The organism is Eubacterium sp. BL-380-WT-2B, from assembly GCF_009696115.1.
GTDB classification, from domain to species: domain Bacteria; phylum Bacillota; class Clostridia; order Eubacteriales; family Eubacteriaceae; genus Eubacterium; species Eubacterium callanderi.
In genome coordinates this window covers 220,886-239,062 of sequence record NZ_VUMP01000002.1, presented here as the reverse complement: position 1 = coordinate 239,062, position 18,177 = coordinate 220,886, and the positions used below count along the sequence as shown (strand labels likewise).

General features: G+C 45.6%; 13 protein-coding genes. 10 read left to right on the top strand and 3 right to left on the bottom strand.

Going from position 1 to position 18,177, the window contains the following annotated elements; genetic code table 11:
• The first annotated feature begins 17 nt into the window (after positions 1 to 17).
• The 5 genes from FYJ53_RS04040 to nrdG all read left to right on the top strand — a co-directional run bounded on the left by FYJ53_RS04040 (position 18) and on the right by nrdG (position 7,990).
• Positions 18 to 1,592: an ABC transporter substrate-binding protein gene (locus tag FYJ53_RS04040; protein ID WP_090413204.1), complete on the top strand. Its 1,575-nt coding sequence runs from the start codon at positions 18 to 20 to the stop codon at positions 1,590 to 1,592.
• A 228-nt stretch (positions 1,593 to 1,820) separates the two neighbouring features.
• Positions 1,821 to 3,095, top strand: a complete 1,275-nt coding sequence (gene larA, locus FYJ53_RS04035; RefSeq protein WP_013381892.1) for a nickel-dependent lactate racemase — start codon at positions 1,821 to 1,823, stop codon at positions 3,093 to 3,095.
• 180 nt (positions 3,096 to 3,275) lie between these two features.
• Positions 3,276 to 4,907, top strand: a complete 1,632-nt coding sequence (locus FYJ53_RS04030; RefSeq protein ID WP_090413202.1) for a fibronectin type III domain-containing protein — start codon at positions 3,276 to 3,278, stop codon at positions 4,905 to 4,907.
• Between the two features lie 316 nt (positions 4,908 to 5,223).
• Positions 5,224 to 7,548, top strand: coding sequence for an anaerobic ribonucleoside triphosphate reductase (locus FYJ53_RS04025; protein ID WP_013381896.1), 2,325 nt, complete (start codon positions 5,224 to 5,226; stop codon positions 7,546 to 7,548).
• A complete protein-coding gene (nrdG, locus tag FYJ53_RS04020) occupies positions 7,526 to 7,990 on the top strand; it encodes an anaerobic ribonucleoside-triphosphate reductase activating protein (protein ID WP_013381897.1) in 465 nt (154 codons plus the stop codon). Before FYJ53_RS04025 ends, nrdG begins: the two co-directional genes overlap by 23 nt.
• A 51-nt stretch (positions 7,991 to 8,041) precedes the next feature.
• On the opposite strand, the gene cysK is transcribed toward nrdG, so the two are convergent.
• Positions 8,042 to 8,974, bottom strand: a complete 933-nt coding sequence (gene cysK / locus FYJ53_RS04015; protein WP_013381898.1) for a cysteine synthase A — start codon at positions 8,972 to 8,974, stop codon at positions 8,042 to 8,044.
• A 225-nt stretch (positions 8,975 to 9,199) separates the two neighbouring features.
• Between cysK and FYJ53_RS04010 the strand changes: the two genes are divergently transcribed.
• The 5 genes from FYJ53_RS04010 to FYJ53_RS03990 all read left to right on the top strand — a co-directional run bounded on the left by FYJ53_RS04010 (position 9,200) and on the right by FYJ53_RS03990 (position 14,746).
• Complete coding sequence (locus FYJ53_RS04010) at positions 9,200 to 10,333, top strand: PLP-dependent aspartate aminotransferase family protein (protein ID WP_090413198.1); 1,134 nt, start codon at positions 9,200 to 9,202, stop codon at positions 10,331 to 10,333.
• Positions 10,334 to 10,342: 9 nt separating this feature from the next.
• Positions 10,343 to 11,518 carry a MalY/PatB family protein gene (locus tag FYJ53_RS04005; RefSeq protein WP_090413196.1) on the top strand — a complete coding sequence of 392 codons (1,176 nt, stop codon included), beginning with the start codon at positions 10,343 to 10,345 and terminating at the stop codon, positions 11,516 to 11,518.
• Between the two features lie 188 nt (positions 11,519 to 11,706).
• Positions 11,707 to 13,329, top strand: a complete 1,623-nt coding sequence (locus tag FYJ53_RS04000) for a putative manganese-dependent inorganic diphosphatase (protein WP_073381861.1) — start codon at positions 11,707 to 11,709, stop codon at positions 13,327 to 13,329.
• A 104-nt stretch (positions 13,330 to 13,433) separates the two neighbouring features.
• The gene (locus tag FYJ53_RS03995; RefSeq protein ID WP_013381902.1) at positions 13,434 to 14,234 is read left to right on the top strand and encodes an FMN-binding domain-containing protein; all 801 of its coding nucleotides are present in this window, start codon (positions 13,434 to 13,436) and stop codon (positions 14,232 to 14,234) included.
• Positions 14,235 to 14,374: 140 nt separating this feature from the next.
• On the top strand, positions 14,375 to 14,746 hold the full coding sequence (locus FYJ53_RS03990) for a helix-turn-helix domain-containing protein (RefSeq protein ID WP_013381903.1): 372 nt from the start codon (positions 14,375 to 14,377) through the stop codon (positions 14,744 to 14,746).
• Between the two features lie 330 nt (positions 14,747 to 15,076).
• Here FYJ53_RS03990 and FYJ53_RS03985 read toward each other — a convergent pair whose 3' ends face one another.
• Both FYJ53_RS03985 and FYJ53_RS03980 read right to left on the bottom strand, forming a co-directional pair.
• Positions 15,077 to 17,452: a homocysteine S-methyltransferase family protein gene (locus FYJ53_RS03985; RefSeq protein ID WP_090413192.1), complete on the bottom strand. Its 2,376-nt coding sequence runs from the start codon at positions 17,450 to 17,452 to the stop codon at positions 15,077 to 15,079.
• A 10-nt stretch (positions 17,453 to 17,462) separates the two neighbouring features.
• Positions 17,463 to 18,176: a UPF0280 family protein gene (locus tag FYJ53_RS03980; protein ID WP_013381905.1), complete on the bottom strand. Its 714-nt coding sequence runs from the start codon at positions 18,174 to 18,176 to the stop codon at positions 17,463 to 17,465.
• Position 18,177 lies beyond the last annotated feature (1 nt).

Genomic DNA, 18,177 nt, shown 5'->3' with positions numbered 1-18,177 from the left:
TATAGAGGAGAGAGAATATGAAAAGTATGAAAAAACTGACTGCTTTACTGTTGGTTTTAGCGCTTGTCTTAACCGTAGCGGGGTGCGGCGACAAAGGCGCTTCAAGCAGCAGTAGCGGCAATACCCTGCGAGTTGTCATGCAGGACCCCAATGTTCCCATCGACACCAACATGGGTACTCAGGCATACCTGATTATGGTATCAGACCAGGCCTGTGAAACACTTATCGGTCTGAACAATGATACCACCCTGGACCCACAGTTGCTTAAGCAGATGCCAACCGTTTCAGAAGATGGACTGACTTACAGCTTTGAGCTTAAAGATGGTGTTAAATTCCATAACGGCGAAACCCTGAAGTCTTCTGATGTTAAGTATTCCTATGAACGCTTAATCACAAAAGGTCTCATGGGCTCACTGTTTGACCAGGTCGTTGGCTTTAAAGCCCTTGAAGACGGCGCAGCCAATTCACTTGAAGGCTTTAAAATCAAAGATGACACACACTTCGATATCGTTCTTCAGCAGCCCTACGCACCTTTTGAAGCAGCTTTATCTGCTCCATATGCTGTAATCTTCCCGGAAAAAGCCTGTGAAGAAGCCGGTGGAGACTGGGGACGTACTGTTCTGTATGGAACCGGCCCATTTAAAATGACCTCCTACACAGCAGGCCAGGGCATCGAAATGGCACGTTTTGACGATTACCATGGCGATAAAACCAAGCTTGATGGCATCAGCTTTAAGTTCGTAAATGACCTGAACACTCAGGTTATGGAATTCCAGAAAGGCAACTGCGATTTCGTCATGCTGGATACCGGACAATACGAAACTGTGACAAACAATGACGCTGTCAAAGACAAAATGCACAGCTTTAATCCAATCGGCCTTGTCTACTTAAGCCCGAACAACGAAATCTATACCGATCCCAAGGTTAAGGAAGCCCTGTCCTACGCCGTAGACCGCAAAGCCCTGTGCGACGAACTGTTATCCGGCGCCGCCACACCAGCCAAGAGCTTTATTCCCAAGGGACTGCTCGGATACAACGATTCCCTTCCTGAATATGAATACAATCCGGAAAAAGCAAAACAATTACTGGCAGAAGCCGGCTATCCGGATGGCATTACCATTCCTGTCGTCGGATCAACCAATTATCAAACACTGATCAAGGTGGCCACCGCGATTCAGGATCAGGCCAAAAAAGCCGGTATCAACATTGAACTTTCTCAGGTTGACCACGCAGGCTACAACGACATGAACAAGAGCGGTTCCGTTAATCTGTCCGTCAGCAACTGGTATACCGATTACGTTGACCCAGACGGTATGATTTATCAGCGTATGTCTGCCACAACTACCCAGCAGGTATCCAACAAATACAACAATCCAGAATTCAACGACCTCATCAACCGGGCACGTCAGACAAAAGACGAAAGCAAACGCCAGGAATTATATGAAAAGGCCGATGAAATCCTGACACACAAAGATTATGGTGCGATTCCGCTGTATAATGACACCATGTTCTACCTGTTAGGCGATAATGTTAAAAACTTCGAAGTTACCAGCATCTACCGTTACCATTTCTATGATGCTGAACTTCAATAATAATGCTCAGAAAGCTCCGCGGCCGCGGAGCTTTTTTATTCTGGAATATTCTGTTTTTGCATTCCAAGCGACCAATTTCTAAAATTATTTTTGAAAACGGTTTTTTTATCCTTGACTTTCTCCAAAAAGCGTACTACAATAAGAACATAACTGGTAAGACCACTTACCAATATTTTTGACCGAATTTATACTCGCATCGTGCTAAATCATTTAAATTGGAGGATCATTATGATTTCAAGAATTCCCTACGGTAACACAGAACTGACCCTGGAGCTTCCTGATGAACAGGTCGCCGGCGTCTTAAATTCCAATATCGGTAATCTGCAGAGCGACCAGACCGAGGATGATATCGTCAAGTCTGCGATGGCAAAACACTTAGGCAGCACTTCCCTAAAAGATCTGGCAAAAGATAAAAAAACAGCAGTCATCATTATCAGCGACCATACGCGCCCGGTGCCAAGCAAGCACATTATTCCATTTATGCTTGAGGAAATGCGCGCGGGAAACCCGGATATCGATATCACACTGCTTGTCGCCACAGGCTTTCACCGCGGTACCACAAAAGAAGAGCTGGTATCAAAGCTGGGGCAGAAAATTGTCGATGAAGAAAAAATCGCTGTACACGATTCTTCCAATGCCGACGAAAATGTTAAAATCGGGGTACTTCCCTCTGGCGCCGATTTGATCATCAACCGCCTTGCGGCCGAGGCCGACCTTCTTGTCTCTGAGGGGTTTATTGAGCCACATTTTTTCGCCGGCTTTTCAGGCGGCCGAAAAAGTGTGCTGCCAGGTGTCTCTGACCGCGTGACCGTCTTAGGCAATCACTGCAGCAAATTCATTGCAAGCCCTTACGCGCGCACCGGTATTTTAGAAAACAACCCTATCCATACCGATATGAAATCTGCCGCTGAACAGGCTGGTCTCCAGTACATTGTCAATGTGATTATCGATGAGGATAAACGTGTTGTCATGGCCTTTGCGGGCGATCCTTTCATCGCGCATGAGGCCGGATGCGAATTTTTAAAGCAATACTGCCGTGTTAAGGCCGTACCGGCCGACATCGTCATCACAGGCAACGGCGGGGCGCCTCTCGATCAGAACATGTATCAGTGCGTTAAAAGCATGACTGCTGCCGAAGCATCCGCCGGAGACGATGGTGTTATTATTCTCTGCGCCGAATGTCTGGATGGTACCGGCGGAGATGGCTTTTACCACGCCATGCGGGACTGCGAATCCGCCAGAGCACTTTTTGAAAACATTATGACGATTCCACAGAACCAGACAAGGCCTGACCAGTGGGAATATCAGATTCTCGCACGCATTCTCTCAAAACACACGGTTTTATATGTTACACGGCCGGAAATGAAAGATATTGTAACTGAAATGAAAATGACCTATGCGCCAGATCTTGACACAGCCGTCAAAATGGCCAGAGAAATCAAAGGTGAAAACGCCAGCTTTACAGTTATTCCAAACGGAATTGCCGTTATCGTCGAGCAATAAAGTTCATTATCTACTCCTCTAAATAAATATATGAAAAGGGCATCCGAAAGGATGCTTTTTTCATGTATTTCACAATAAACAAGGTGCTTTTCATTGATAAACTGTTCACTCCCGGGCAATTTTGTGGTATAATAGGTGCGATTGGCAATTTGACAATATTCGAATGCTCAAGGAGGGCTTATGAAGACCCAGAGAACCTTATTAATGATATTATTGTGTCTCTTCCTTACCGTTATGCCGGTATGTGCCCAGACACCCGAAAATACGGCCGACAGTGCCGAAACCTTAACTTCCGCAGTCAGTGCACTTAACGAAACCGGAGGAACTATCCGCATTACAAAAGATATTATTTTAGGAACAGACAGCAGTATTGGTGGCTTTGAACCCGACAGCAACATTACCTTGGATCTTGGAGGAAATACCCTGTACATCCAAAACAGCTGGTCCCTTAAAAACATAACCATTACCGGTCAGAGGACTTTGATCATGCTGGAGAACAATGCAGACCTTCATCTCGATCACACCACCCTGGCAGCTACCGCTGAAAACAGCACAGCCATTAAAATTACAGGAGACAGCCGCCTGTCAGCTGAGGCTTCAAAAATTGAGGCAATCGGGACCAACACCTTTGGTATCATCGCTGTCAGCACCGCTGACTTGTCCTTTAACTCTACCCTTGTCAGTACCATTGGCAGCAGCAGCACCTCTATTCAGACAAAAGGCATTGTTGATGCCTATTTCAGTGAAATTACTGCTGAAGGAACTGGAGCCACGGCTATTAAAGCAGGCGAAGTGCTTCTAAATACAAGCGCTGTTTCTCCGGAGGCCTCAAACGCTGTTATTGCAGATACCACCGCGGCCCCCACGAACACAGGCTACCACTACACAGAATTGAACACTCTGGGCGGTCTGCCTGATAGTATGATGTTTGAAATTACCGACAAGAAGACAGGCGATATCCGCTACACCCCGTCAATGCCTGTCTGTTGGGATACTGACACAGCAGACATTACAAAGGCCGGAATTTATCCGCTGGACTACGAGCTCTGTCCTGATACATTTACTCCTGCCGGCGCTGCCTCTTTACTAAAAAATCAAACGCAGCAGCTTGTCGTCATTGATCCTAAAAAGCCTTTTATTTATTACGATGCACCTGTGACTGAAAACACTGGCAGCTACAGTTTGCTTCTCCGATTCCACCAGCCAATCCAAAGCTTTGGCACTCCAACACTTTGGGTGGAAAAGGACGACAGCAGTACATGGCAGACCTGGCCGTCTGAAAAAATCACCCCGGCCGCCTCAAACCAATATAGTCTGACCGGTCTGGAGGCCGGCCACAGCTATGTTTTCCAGCTTGAAGCCAAAAACGGCAGTATTAACGGCGATTCCAATGCTATCCGCATTACACTTGATCAGGACGGAAACCCTACTGTTACTCAGAGTGATATGGACCACGGTAGCAGTGAAATAAAATCAGTGCCGACGACAGCCCCCAAAGCCTATGTTGAAACAGAATCCGTTGCTCCTTCTGTTTCAAACCCCAGTAAAAATGTTAGAACGGGTAGCAGAGAAAGCCTTAAATCCGAATCGACCCTTTATCTCCAGGAAATGGGTAATGCCTTAAAAACCGTATCCAACTACCTGAATGGTACTACCCCCGTCTCCGATAATGTGAACACTGGAATTAACGGTGCCCTAAAGAATAATATAAAAGGCGGATTACCTGCGGTGGCAGCACTCAGTCTGACATTCCTCTGTGCAGTTACCATGCTGCTTGTACGGAAAGAAACAACGGACGTAAAAGATGAGTAAAAGCAAGTACATCAAATCCATATATTGTATGCTATACTTATTAAAATTATTTTTATCTAAATGTAGCGGTATACGTTGAAATAGCGTATACCGTTTTTTCATATGCGCAGCCGTTTTTAACTGTAAAAATTTGCCCTCTTTCGAGCTTATTTATTAAAAATTTTTGTGCACATTTTTTATCCACAGGCCTCAGCCCTCTCATTCTCTCATTTTAATCATTTTCACAAAATATTGTCCACAAATTGACAGCCAGCACAATATATAGTATGATTCTCGATATAAACAACAATAACTAAGCATCCGGAGGAATGATGTAATGATCGACAATATTATAAAACGAAACGGGACTGTAGCGCCTTTTGATACCCGTAAAATCAGCAGCGCCATCTACAAAGCAAATATCTCTGTGAACGGCGAGTCTATGACAGAAAAGCACATTGAGTTTCTGACGAATGTGGTTACCTCAGCGGCAGAGCCTTTGGTCTGCCCGACAGTAGAGCAGATACAGGATATTGTGGAGGAAACACTGATCAAAGCTGATTACGCAAAAACGGCCAAGGCCTATATCCTGTACCGCGCCGAGCACGCCAAAACACGTCAGGCCGAAAGCGATTTGATGGAAATATATAAAGATCTCACCTTCCGCTACGCTGAGGACGCAGATCTTAAACGTGAAAACGCTAATATCGACTCCGATACAGCCATGGGAACTATGCTGAAATACGGTTCTGAAGGGTCAAAATATTTCATTGATAATTACATCCTTCCGCGCGAAATTGCTGATGCGCATATCTCCGGTGATATACATATTCATGATAAAGATTTTTATATGCTGACTGAAACCTGCTGCCAGATTGATTTACTCAAGCTTTTTAAAGGTGGCTTCTCAACAGGGCACGGCTATCTACGCGAGCCTAATGACATCCGCAGCTACTCTGCCCTTGCCTGTATCGCCATTCAGGCAAATCAAAATGAAATGCACGGAGGCCAGAGTATTCCAAACTTTGACTACGCCATGGCGCCCGGCATTGTCAAAACCTTCAGCAAGCTGTACCGCAAAGCGCTGATCAACGATCTCAGTGTCTGTTCCGGCCAGGACCGTGAAACAGTCACAGAGATGGTTGCCTTCGCCTGCGAAAAAATTGAGGCTCCGATCACCTTGGATACGCTGGAAGCTTTTGGCCGGGAGCTTTCCATATTTTTTAATGGGTCTTCTTTTGATGCCCAGATGATTAATAAAACGCATGATCATGCCTGCAAGACCGCTCTGCGTGAATCAGAGGAAGCCACCTATCAGGCGATGGAGGCCTTCATCCACAACCTGAATACCATGAACTCACGGGCCGGCGCACAGGTTCCCTTTTCCTCCGTAAACTATGGCACGGATACCTCATCCGAAGGACGTATGGTCGTCAAAAATCTGCTGAAAGCCACAGCAGCCGGACTTGGTAACGGTGAGACCCCCATTTTTCCGGTTCAGATTTTCAAGGTAAAGGAAGGCATTAACTATAACGAAACCGACCCTAACTACGATCTTTTTAAGCTGGCCATCAAGACGTCTTCTATGCGCCTTTTCCCGAACTTCAGCTTTCTGGATGCCCCCTTTAATTTACAATATTATGAAGAGGGTGATTATAATACTGAGGTAGCCTACATGGGATGCCGAACCCGGGTTATGGGAAACCATTATGACCCTCAGAATGAAACGACCTGCGGTCGCGGCAATTTAAGTTTTACTTCCATCAATCTACCAAGGATTGCCCTTGAATCCAACGGAAGCCTTGACACCTTTTATAGGCTTCTGGACGAACGTGTTTCTCTGGTTGTGAAACAGCTGCTTCACCGCTTTAAAATCCAAGCCGCCAAAAGAGGCAGAAATTATCCTTTCCTGATGGGACAGGGTGTCTGGATCGATTCGGAAAGCCTTGGCCGGGACGACCGTGTTGAGGACGTTTTAAAGCACGGAACCCTGAGCGTCGGCTTTATCGGACTTGCTGAAACGCTCAAGGCGCTTACCGGCAGGCATCATGGTGAAAGTACAGAAAGCCAGGCTCTGGGGCTTCAGATCATCTCGCATCTGAGGTGCCTGATGGACGCTGAATCTGAAAGAACTGGTTTGAACTTCACCCTGCTCGCTACCCCGGCAGAAGGGCTCAGCGGACGCTTTGTCGCCATAGACCGTGAAAAGTTCGGGACTGTTCCCGGCATTACAGACCGTGAATTTTACACAAATTCTTTCCATGTTCCGGTCTACTATCCCATACAGGCCTATAAAAAAATTCAGTTGGAGGCGCCATACCACGAATACACCAACGCAGGGCACATCAGCTACGTCGAGCTGGATGGGAATGCCAGCGCCAACCTCGCGGCTTTTGAAAAAATTGTCCGCTGCATGAAAGAAGCCGGCATTGGATATGGTTCCATCAACCATCCAGTTGACCGAGATCCCGTCTGCGGCTACAATGGTATAATCGGCGAAGAATGTCCAAACTGTCACAGACACGAGGGCGATGGAAACCCTGATTTTGAGCGCATCCGCCGAATCACGGGCTATCTGGTGGGCACCATTGACCGCTGGAATAACGCAAAGCGCGCAGAGGAGAAAGCGAGGGTAAAGCATGGCGTTTCTGCTAATCAATAACTGTATCGAAGAATCCATTGTTGACGGACCTGGGCTCCGCTTTGTCATTTTTACACAGGGCTGCCCCCACCATTGTCCTGGATGCCACAACCCTCAGACACACCAGATAACTGGAGGAACTTTTGTGGAGACAGAAATACTTCTCGCCAGAATAGTGGAAAACCCTCTACTTCAGGGTGTTACATTCAGCGGCGGCGAGCCCTTTCTGCAATCCGCAGCCCTGGCCGACTTAGCCCAGAAGCTTCATGTAAACAGTCTGGATGTAGTCACTTACACCGGTTACACACTGGAAAAGCTGAAAGCCATGAAGGATGAAAGCATCAATGCCCTGCTTCGGGAAAGCGATCTTCTCATCGATGGGCCATTTCAATCTGAAAATCGCGATCTAACCCTCCCCTTTCGTGGAAGCAGTAATCAGCGTATTATAGAATTACACCATTAAAAAAGCGGGTGTGTACGAAATAGAATGTACACACCCGCTTTTTATTTTTATTTATTCCTCAAATAAAGCGGTTGATAAGTAACGTTCTCCAGTGTCGGGTAACAGAACTACAATATTTTTCCCTTTATTTTCAGGACGTTTTGCAAGTTGTGTTGCCGCCCAAAGAGCCGCGCCGGATGAAATACCGACTAGCAGTCCTTCCTCTTCTGCTACCTCACGGCCTGTCACAAAAGCGTCTTCATTATCGACTTTAATGATTTCATCGTAGACGCCTGTGTTCAGGGTATCCGGTACAAAACCAGCCCCGATTCCCTGAATCTTATGCGGACCTGCCTTTCCTTCAGACAGCACTGGAGAACCCGTCGGTTCAACGGCGATCACCTTTATTTCTGGATTTTTAGATTTCAGGTACTCACCTACACCAGTAATTGTACCGCCTGTACCGATACCTGCAACAAAGTAATCCACCTTTCCGTCTGTGTCTTCCCAGATTTCCGGGCCAGTCGTCGCTCTGTGCACAGCCGGGTTCGCAGGATTGATAAACTGTCCGGGAATAAATGAGTCAGGCGTTTCCTTTGCCAGCTCCTCTGCTTTTGCGATAGCACCCTTCATACCAGCTGCACCATCAGTCAGAATCAGCTCAGCCCCATAGGCCTTTAAGAGCTTTCTTCGTTCCACACTCATGGTTTCAGGCATTATCAGAATCACACGGTAGCCTCTGGCGGCAGCGACGCTTGCCAGACCGATACCGGTATTACCGCTCGTCGGTTCAATAATAACTGAGCCTTTCTTCAGCAGCCCCTTTTCTTCCGCATCATCAATCATGGCCTTGGCAATACGATCTTTTACGCTTCCTGCGGGATTAAAATATTCAAGCTTTGCCAGCACCGCAGCACCCAGTGCATTTTCCTTTTCATAATTGCTGAGTTCCAAAAGCGGTGTTTTTCCAATCAATTCTGTTAAACTCTTATAAATTTTTGCCATTTTGTTTTCCTCCGTTTAAAATATATTTAATTTTATGTTTTCATATATGATTACTATGATTTTATTATATGGTGCAGAATCGATTCTGTCAAGCACTTTTAAAAAATAATTCATATTTTTCATATATGTTTTAAAAAAACGTTGACTTTCCAGATTTTTCATACTATGATTATAAAAACATATTTATTAACTATGTTTTGTACTATTTATAAAGGAGACTTTCCCATGAACATTAATACCCTCTGTATTCACGGTTCTAACGTTTATCACAACGATACCGGAGCCATTTCTGTTCCTATTTTTCAAAATGCCACCTTTGCCCACCCTGGGGTTGGGCAGAGTACAGGCTATGATTATTCGCGCATTCAGAATCCAACTCGGGAGCACCTTGAGGAGACCATCGCCCAGCTGGAACACGGGAACGAAGCGATTGCATTTTCCTCTGGCATGGCGGCTGTTACCGCTCTTTTTGAACTGTTTAAAAGCGGTGACCACATTATCACCTCCGACGATCTTTACGGTGGCTCACACCGGCTGTTTAACAGTATTTCTTCCAATCATGGGCTGCAGTTCACGGCGGTCAACACCTCGGATACAGCAGCGGTCAAGGGCGCTGTCACACCTCTCACCAAAGCTATTTTTATCGAAACGCCGACCAACCCCATGATGAAAGTGACAGATATAAAAGCAATATCCAAAATCGCAAAGGCCTGTGATCTTTTGCTGCTGGTGGACAATACTTTTTTAACACCTTACTATTTAAACCCGCTGGAACTCGGGGCAGATGTGGTTATCCACAGCGGCACAAAATATTTGTCCGGCCATAACGACACGCTTGCCGGTTTTCTTGTTACTAAAAATAAGGCTTTATCCGAACGTCTCCGCTTCATTTATGGAACCACCGGCGCCTGTCTCTCTCCTTTTGACAGCTGGCTTGTCCTTCGTGGCATAAAAACTTTAGCTGTACGTATGGACAGACAGCAGCAAAATGCGTTAGAATTATCTAAGTGGCTATCACACCACACTCGAATTAAAAAGGTTTTTTATGTTGGTCTTCCAGACCATCCTGACTACGCACTTTCAAAAAAACAGGCCAGAGGCTTTGGCGCAATGGTTTCATTTAAGGTCGATTGCCCTCAGGCAGCCGTAAAAGTACTAGAGCGCGTTTCCCTCATTCTGTATGCCGAGAGCCTTGGGGGTGTTGAGTCTCTCATCACCTATCCAATGCTCCAGACCCATGCCGATGTGCCGGAGAATATAAGGGAATCCCTCGGAATTGACAACTGTCTGCTGCGTTTGTCTGTAGGACTGGAGGATATTAATGATCTCATTGCCGACCTGGATCAGGCACTGAAATAGGAGGAATTTATGTCTTACAATTTTGATGAAATAGTAGACCGAAAAAACACCGGTTCCATTAAGTATGATTTTGCCGCAGAGCGGGGGATGCCCGAGGATATCCTGCCTCTCTGGGTAGCTGATATGGACTTCAAGACACCGCAGGCCGTTATCGACGCTCTCGTAAAAACCAGCGAACATGGTATTTATGGTTACTCTGATGTGAAATATGATTATTTTGACACACTGCGCACCTGGTACAGCAGGCGTTTTAACTGGGAAACGGAGGCCTCCTGGCTCGTCAAGACACCTGGTGTTGTCTACGCCATCGCCACAGCCGTGCGTGGTCTGACAGAGAAGGGTGACGCTGTACTGATCCAGCGACCAGTTTATTACCCTTTTACGCGCTGCATTGAGGTTAGCGACCGCCAGCTGGTAAACAATCCATTGATCTGTCAAAACGGTCGGTATACCATTGATTTTGAGGATTTTGAGCAGAAGATTATTGATCATAACGTCAAACTGTTTATTCTCTGCAGTCCACATAACCCTGTCGGCCGCGTCTGGACAAGGGCGGAACTGACACGGATGGGCGATATCTGTCTCGCTCACAATGTCACTGTTGTCTCAGATGAAATCCATGCAGATTTTGTATATGAAGGGCAGACGCACACCATTTTTGCCAGCATAAAACCAGCCTTTGCCGACATCAGTCTTACCTGCACAGCCCCCAGCAAAACCTTTAATCTCGCCGGACTTCAGGCCTCTAATATTTTTATCCCCAATCGGACACTCCGCCACGCCTTTAAGGCGGAAATGGAACGTTCCGGCTTCAGCCAGGTAGGCCTCATGGGGCTCGTTGCCTGTCAGGCTGCCTACGCACACGGCGCTGAATGGCTGGAGACACTAAAGCAATATCTTGCCTCCAATTTATCCTTTATCCGTGTTTTTCTGAAAGAAAACTTACCAGAGGTAAAACTTATTGAACCAGAGGGAACCTATCTTGTATGGCTGGATTTCAGGGAACTGGGCTTGTCGGAAGATGCTCTGGAAAACCTGATCGTTAATAATGCCAAACTGTGGCTGGACCGCGGCGCCATGTTTGGTCCTGAGGGCGAGGGCTTTGAACGTTTTAACATCGCCTGCCCAAAAGCAACGCTGGAAAGAGCCTTTTCTCAGCTTAAGGCGGCAATTGACGCCCTTTAATCCTGACGGCAGAAGCAGAAGCCTCTGCCGCTTTTTTATTGCCAAGCTTAAATATTCCTTTTATTCCAACCCTTGTAGCAGAAGCTTAATTTCCTGCGTCTTATAACCTGATACCCTTTACAGCGATTATTGATGGATTTTTTCTTCTCATTATGATAGTATTACAAAAAAAGGAGAGAATTCGAAACATGGCTCAAGCTATTTATGTTTTTGGACATCAAAATCCCGACACGGATTCCATTTGCGCCTCTCTTTCCTATGCCTACCTGAAACAGGCTCTCGGAAATGAAAACGTCGTGGCATGCCGTCTTGGTAATATTAATAAAGAAACAAAATATGTACTGGATTATTTTAATGTGGAGCCGCCTAAGCTGATCAAAAGCGTTAAGCCTCAGGTTTCCGACCTTCATTTCAATAATTTTTCAATGGCGACAGAACAGGATTCGGTATTAAAAACCATGAATCAGATCATTTCAAATCCCGGCCGTTCTCTGCCCGTTGTCGATACCGATAAGAAGCTTCTTGGTATCATCTCACTTCCAGATATCATCCAGGCCTACACAGACCCTTATGTTGAGTCTATTCTCAAGGACACCGAAACCCCTTATAAAAATATCATTGAAATTCTGGATGCCCGTATTATCGGAGAGATTCCACATGACTATGTTACCGGCAATGTCTACACCAATACCGAGCTGGTCGCCGGTCAAAAACTCAACGCAGAGGATTTTGTCGTCACAGCCCTCAATGATGGCTCACTTGAAAAGGCTTTTAATGTCGGTGCAGAAAACATCATTATCTCCAACACACCGATTGGAACAATGCCTCTGATTCCTGAAAATTATAAAGGACTCGTATTCCTTTCTAACCATTCTCCTTTTGAGGTTATCCGACTTTTAACCCAGGTAATCCCAATTACCAACTTTGTAAAGCGCGAAAATCTGGAGTACTTTGTCACATACGAAACAATCGATGATGTCAAAGAAAATATGCTGACCTCTAATCATACAAGGTTTCCAGTTGTCTCTGAAGACGGTATGGTTCTTGCCTCCATTACCAAAAGTAATTTGCTGGACTATAACCGTAAACAGGTTATTCTCGTTGACCACAACGAACGCGGGCAGTCTATCCGAGGCGTGGAGGAGGCTGAAATTATCGAGGTTATCGACCACCACCGTGTCGCTGAGATTCAGACGGCCACACCGCTTTATCTCCGGATTGAGCCTGTAGGTTGCACCTGTACCATCGTAGCTAGGATGTACCATGAGCGGAATATCCCAATACCGCGCCCTATCGCTGGTTTAATGCTTTCGGCTATTATTTCAGACACCCTGCTTTTCCACTCTCCTACCTGTACTGAAACCGACCGAAAAATTGCAGAAGAACTGGCCGATATTGCTGGGGTTGATCTGAAAGCCTACGGCGAAAACATGCTGGTAGCCGGCAGTAATCTGGCAGACATGTCTCCGAAAGAAATCTTATCAGCGGACCGCAAACGCTTTACCATGGGGAACTATAAAGTTATGGTTTCTCAAATCAATACTGGCGACTTTAAAGGTATGTTTAAACAGCTCAGACCAGTATTATCCGAAATGGAAAAAGCGTGCGCTGAGGAGGGATTTGACCTTGCTGTCCTGATGGTAACTGATATTATTATGGGCGGCAGTGAAATACTGGTGGCCGGAAAATCCAGAAAACTTGCCGAAGCTGCTTTTGGTATCGGAGAGAATGACATCAGTAAATTTTTTCCTGGTGTTTACTCCAGAAAAAAACAGGTTGTGCCGCCGCTTATGAATGCTTCGGCGTTATAATTTAATAAATCTTAACAAAAGAGAAGGAGTTTCATTCTTTCTCTTTTCTTTTGTTTATATTTACTCTATAATGGTATAAAGAATTAATATGAAAGGAGACCTGCATGCAACGAATTAAACAAAATATGGTTTGTATCTTGATTCTCATTTTTGCATGTCTGCTTCTGCTTTCAGGATGCAGTAAAAAGGAACTTGTCAATAACAGTATTACCGGAGAAATCCTGGATTCGGAGAAATCCGAAGCACTGATTGACGGTACCTATACCGCCATGTCCAAGTATTATGATCCCAGAGGCTACGGCCAGAAAATAACGGCCTCCGTGCACAAAGGCATTATCACAAAGGTCACCTACGAGGAAACCAACGCTCAAGGAACCAACCGTCTGTCCGTTCCCTCTCCCAAAGAAGGCTGGACTGAAACAGATCTGAGTCTGGGCACTGTTTATTCAAAGCTTTATACGAGTTTTATTGAAAGGCAGAACCCTTCAATCGACACGGTGACCGGTGCTACGCAGACCACTGAAAATTTTAAAACCCTCGCTTCTTCTGTCTTTAACGACTGTAAAACCGGTGACACAACACCCAAGGTTATCAATGATTTTATCTGGACCTATACGGCTGAAAGTCCAACTGAGGATGCGTTGGGATATAAAGGCAAACTTTCGATAACCTTTGATAATGACACCATCACTCAGGTAGTTTATGATGAATACAAAGACAATAATCTTAAATCCTCGAATGTGTTGATGAAACAGTATTTTGCATCGCTGTCAAAGGAAACCATACAAAAGCAGACCCTGACTCCAGTAACTGTCGACCCGGTCAACAACCCGCTGGAAGCCACTAAATACAATGAATTGCTTCAGGTTATTGCCAATCAGAGGACGCCCTTTGGTTCAGTATAAAAAAGAATAAGCGGAAAATCCCAATGGTTTGGCGTTATTCCTTTTTGACTTGACAAAAATGCAACAAACATATATACTTGAATAAACTGGTTATGATCGCTGCGTCAAAAACTAACATATTTATTAGAGAAGGTGGAAAAATGGAGAATAATACATTTGGTTCACGTCTTAAAGCTTTAAGACTGTCTAAAAATCTAACTCAGGAGAAATTCGCAAATATTTTTTATCTTAATAAAAGTTCAATTTCTAAATATGAAAAAGATAAAAATTTGCCTGAAAATCAATTATTAATTAAAATCGCTGACTTTTTTGATGTATCTGTTGATTATTTGTTATGTAGAACATCCCAGCAAAAATTATTGCCAAGCAATCCAAAACCAATGAGCGGTGAAGAATTCTTAAGCTCTTATGTTTTCTCTGAGGAAGAAACGGAAGCTTTTGCAGCTTATTTTTCTTTCCCCGACGACTTGAAAAAGGAAGTTTTAGACTATATTCGTTTTAAACAACAATAATTCAAAGCTTGGGAACCTCTCACTTTCCAGGTCATCAGTAAAAGGTTAATTAAAAAACCCGCTGTCTTCTCAGCGGGTTTTTATTTATATCATTATTCTTTTATACCAGTAGCGAAATAAATATGCCTAAGAAGCTAATCATTCCGATACCCAACAATTTGTCATATTTCATTACGGTCACCTGTCTTTCTCTGATTTTTAACTTACTGATATTATACCCGACACATGTATCAAGCCTACAACCATGAAGTTAAAAATTTTATGAATTAAGTAAACATAATGAAATCGCTTGTATCATTTTAATTCCGAATTGTTACAATCTTTACAAATCTATTTTTCAAAAATGCTCTGGGCAATGTTAACACCGGCTTTTGCATCTTTACCGTAATAATCTGCTCCGATATCAGCCGCGTACTCAGCGTTGAGCACTGCACCGCCGACCATCACAGCTGTTTCCGGACAGCGTTCATGAAGCTGACTCACGGTTTCCGCCATATTTTTGACAGTTGTTGTCATCAGCGCGCTCAGGCCGACCAGCCGGATATTCTCCTTTTTGACAGTCGCAACAATCCTTTCTGTCTCAACGTCCTTGCCAAGATCCAATATTTCATAGCCGTAATTTTCCAGGATAACCTTCAGTATGTTTTTTCCAATATCGTGGACATCTCCTGAGACAGTAGCCAGTACAATCCGTCCCTTTATGATCTGTTCCTCAGCGCTGAGGTGGCTCTTGATAATCTCAAAAGATTTCTGAACAGCTTCGGCTGCAAAAATAAGGTTTGGCAAAAATGCTTCCCCTGTCTCAAATTCCTCGCCCACAATATCAAGACCGGGTATCAGATAGTCATTGACAAGGGCCATCGGGTCCAGTGTCTTCAGGAGTTCTTCCGTTGCAGCAGCGGCCTCTTCCTTCATTCCCTTAACGACCATTTTTTTAAGATCAGGCAGTGCTTCCCCTTTATCCTTGGCTACCGGGGCTGCCGATTTACTGTTATATTTTGTGACATATTGGATACAGCTTTCATCATAACCCCAAAGCCCCCTGAAGGAGGTGACAACATCCATCATTCCCTGGTCAGAAGGATTCATAATCGGCGTGTTTAAACCTGCTGTAAAGGCCATGGTGAGAAAGGTGCGGTTCATCAGCTCTCGGTTTGGCAGCCCAAAGGAAATATTGCTGATGCCAAGCACTGTTGGAACCTGCAGTTCTGAATGAATCAGTTCAAGGGCTTTGATGGTTTCTTTCACCATTTCCTGCTGGGCCGATGCGGTCAGAACCAGACAGTCGAGCAGCATATTCTTTTTGGGAATTCCCATGGACGCTGCTTTATGAATGATCCTCTTCCCAATGGCGAGACGGTCCTTAGCCTTTTCAGGAATACCCTTTTCATCCATGGTCAGTCCGAGAACGCAGGCGCCATATTTTCTGGCAATGGGTAGTATCCGCTCCATAGAGCTCTGTTCCCCATTGACAGAGTTAATAATCGGCTTTCCATTATACTGCCGCAGTACCGCCTCAATGACCTCAGGGTCTGAGGAGTCAATCTGCAGCGGCAAATCAACCAGATTGCTGACAGCCTCGACAGCCTTCAGCATCATTTCCTTTTCATCAATATCCGGTAGCCCAAGATTGATGTCAAGAATGTGAGCCCCTTCCTTTTTCTGTTCTATGGCCAGCTTTTTAACAAGGGAAAGCTCTCCGCGGCGCAGCTCTTCCTTTAACGCCACGTTTGTCGTTGGGTTAATACACTCTCCGATGATGCGGATATCCTGCCCCAGCGCAACGGTTCTGGTTCCTGTTGCCACAAGTGTCTGCTGTTTCTCAGGCCTTAAATTCCCGAGATCTGGAAGCGGAGAAACTTTTGTGGCATCAATGGTCTTTTGGATATATTCCGGGGTTGTCCCACAGCACCCGCCCAGCACAGATGCCCCATTTTGTGCGATTTCCGCCATATAAGCGGCAAATTCGTCCGACGTTATATCATAGAAGGTTTTTCCATCCACCACCCGCGGAAGGCCCGCATTTGGCTGAACAACCACTGGGACCGAAGCATACTTAAGCAGCGTATCAATAACCGGCATCATTTTATCTGGACCGGTAGAGCAGTTGATCCCGATAGCATCTACTCCCAAGGCTTCAAGTACCGTCACAACGGTCTGGGGATCGGAGCCTGTCAATGTGCGCCCATTTTCCTCAAAGGTCATTGAGGCGATTACCGGCAAATTGCTGTGCTCTTTTGCCGCCAGAACAGCTGCCTTCATTTCATAGATATCGGTCACGGTTTCAATCAGCAGCACATCCGCCCCCGCCGCAGCCCCAATTTCGACCATCTGCGCAAAATAATGATACGCTTCGTCAAAGCTGATCTCCCCAAGGGAACCGATCAGAGCGCCCAAAGGGCCGATATCCAGGGCGACATAGCCAGGCTTCAGTTCCTTTGCCAGCTTCACAGCCGCTGTAATGATCGCTCCCTGGTCGTATTCCGTATCGTTTAGCTTATAGCCGTTTGCTCCGAAGGTACAGGTCGTGATAATATCTGCCCCGGCTTCAATATAGGCTCTGTGAATGTCCTGAATAATCTCAGGATGTGTTAACGTCAGTGCCTCTGGCACAGGACCGATATTTTCAAGCTTTGCCTGAAGCAGGCTTCCCATGGCGCCGTCAAGATAAAGTCGTTTTGTTTTTAATGCTTCTGTAAATTTCATAGTCCTCACTTTAGTCCAATTCAATTTCTCCCCACGCGCCCATCCGGTTGTCAACGATGATCAGGGCACCCTTGATGCCAGCGATACCTTTTATCCACTCGATGGCACTGCTGATATCCTCGTGAGTTCTGACCCGGTTTCCAAGAGCTGTGGCCGCAGCGTCAGAGAGATAGACATCCTCGCTGACAACAGTGGCAGCATCTGCCTTTCCAAAGCTGAGCGAATGCCCAACGGTACCTGATGAGGTACAGATTCCTATGGGATGGGAGGCTGGCTTTATTTTTAATGCCAGATCCTTAAAAGCAGAGCGGCCTGCATCAATGGCAACCCGGCGGGTTTTATCCGTCTTTATAAACAAGTCACCACCGTTTTCAACGATGACTTCTTTGTTCTGTTTTAAAAGCACTCCTCCGACGCTGGCTGAGACAGCTCCCGCCACAGCCGCCATCGGACCGACGCCCACAGCGGCGGCGGCAGTTTTCATGCGTTTGATCATTGCCGGATCACGCTGCAAAACCGGTATCGGCTCAAGCGATGTAAAGAACTCAGGCACTGCCCTTCCATAATTTCCCAGTATTTTTCGGGTTTCGTGAACCTGACGCTGCATCAAATCAGTCTGGTCTGTCTCCGACGCGATCAGAAGATCTGTCTCATATTCCACAACGCGGTAATAAACCAGGCCGTCAGCCTGCATTTTATCTCGATAAACACGTTTTTCGTACATT

Excerpts from the sequence above, each read along its gene's own strand:
- FYJ53_RS04040 (WP_090413204.1), top strand. The coding sequence starts at position 18 with ATGAAAAGTATGAAAAAACTGACTGCTTTACTGTTGGTTTTAGCGCTT.
- larA (WP_013381892.1), top strand. The coding sequence starts at position 1,821 with ATGATTTCAAGAATTCCCTACGGTAACACAGAACTGACCCTGGAGCTT.
- FYJ53_RS04030 (WP_090413202.1), top strand. The coding sequence starts at position 3,276 with ATGAAGACCCAGAGAACCTTATTAATGATATTATTGTGTCTCTTCCTT.
- FYJ53_RS04025 (WP_013381896.1), top strand. The coding sequence starts at position 5,224 with ATGATCGACAATATTATAAAACGAAACGGGACTGTAGCGCCTTTTGAT.
- nrdG (WP_013381897.1), top strand. The coding sequence starts at position 7,526 with ATGGCGTTTCTGCTAATCAATAACTGTATCGAAGAATCCATTGTTGAC.
- cysK (WP_013381898.1), bottom strand. The coding sequence starts at position 8,974 with ATGGCAAAAATTTATAAGAGTTTAACAGAATTGATTGGAAAAACACCG.
- FYJ53_RS04010 (WP_090413198.1), top strand. The coding sequence starts at position 9,200 with ATGAACATTAATACCCTCTGTATTCACGGTTCTAACGTTTATCACAAC.
- FYJ53_RS04005 (WP_090413196.1), top strand. The coding sequence starts at position 10,343 with ATGTCTTACAATTTTGATGAAATAGTAGACCGAAAAAACACCGGTTCC.
- FYJ53_RS04000 (WP_073381861.1), top strand. The coding sequence starts at position 11,707 with ATGGCTCAAGCTATTTATGTTTTTGGACATCAAAATCCCGACACGGAT.
- FYJ53_RS03995 (WP_013381902.1), top strand. The coding sequence starts at position 13,434 with ATGCAACGAATTAAACAAAATATGGTTTGTATCTTGATTCTCATTTTT.
- FYJ53_RS03990 (WP_013381903.1), top strand. The coding sequence starts at position 14,375 with ATGGAGAATAATACATTTGGTTCACGTCTTAAAGCTTTAAGACTGTCT.
- FYJ53_RS03985 (WP_090413192.1), bottom strand. The coding sequence starts at position 17,452 with ATGAAATTTACAGAAGCATTAAAAACAAAACGACTTTATCTTGACGGC.
- FYJ53_RS03980 (WP_013381905.1), bottom strand. The coding sequence starts at position 18,176 with ATGTACGAAAAACGTGTTTATCGAGATAAAATGCAGGCTGACGGCCTG.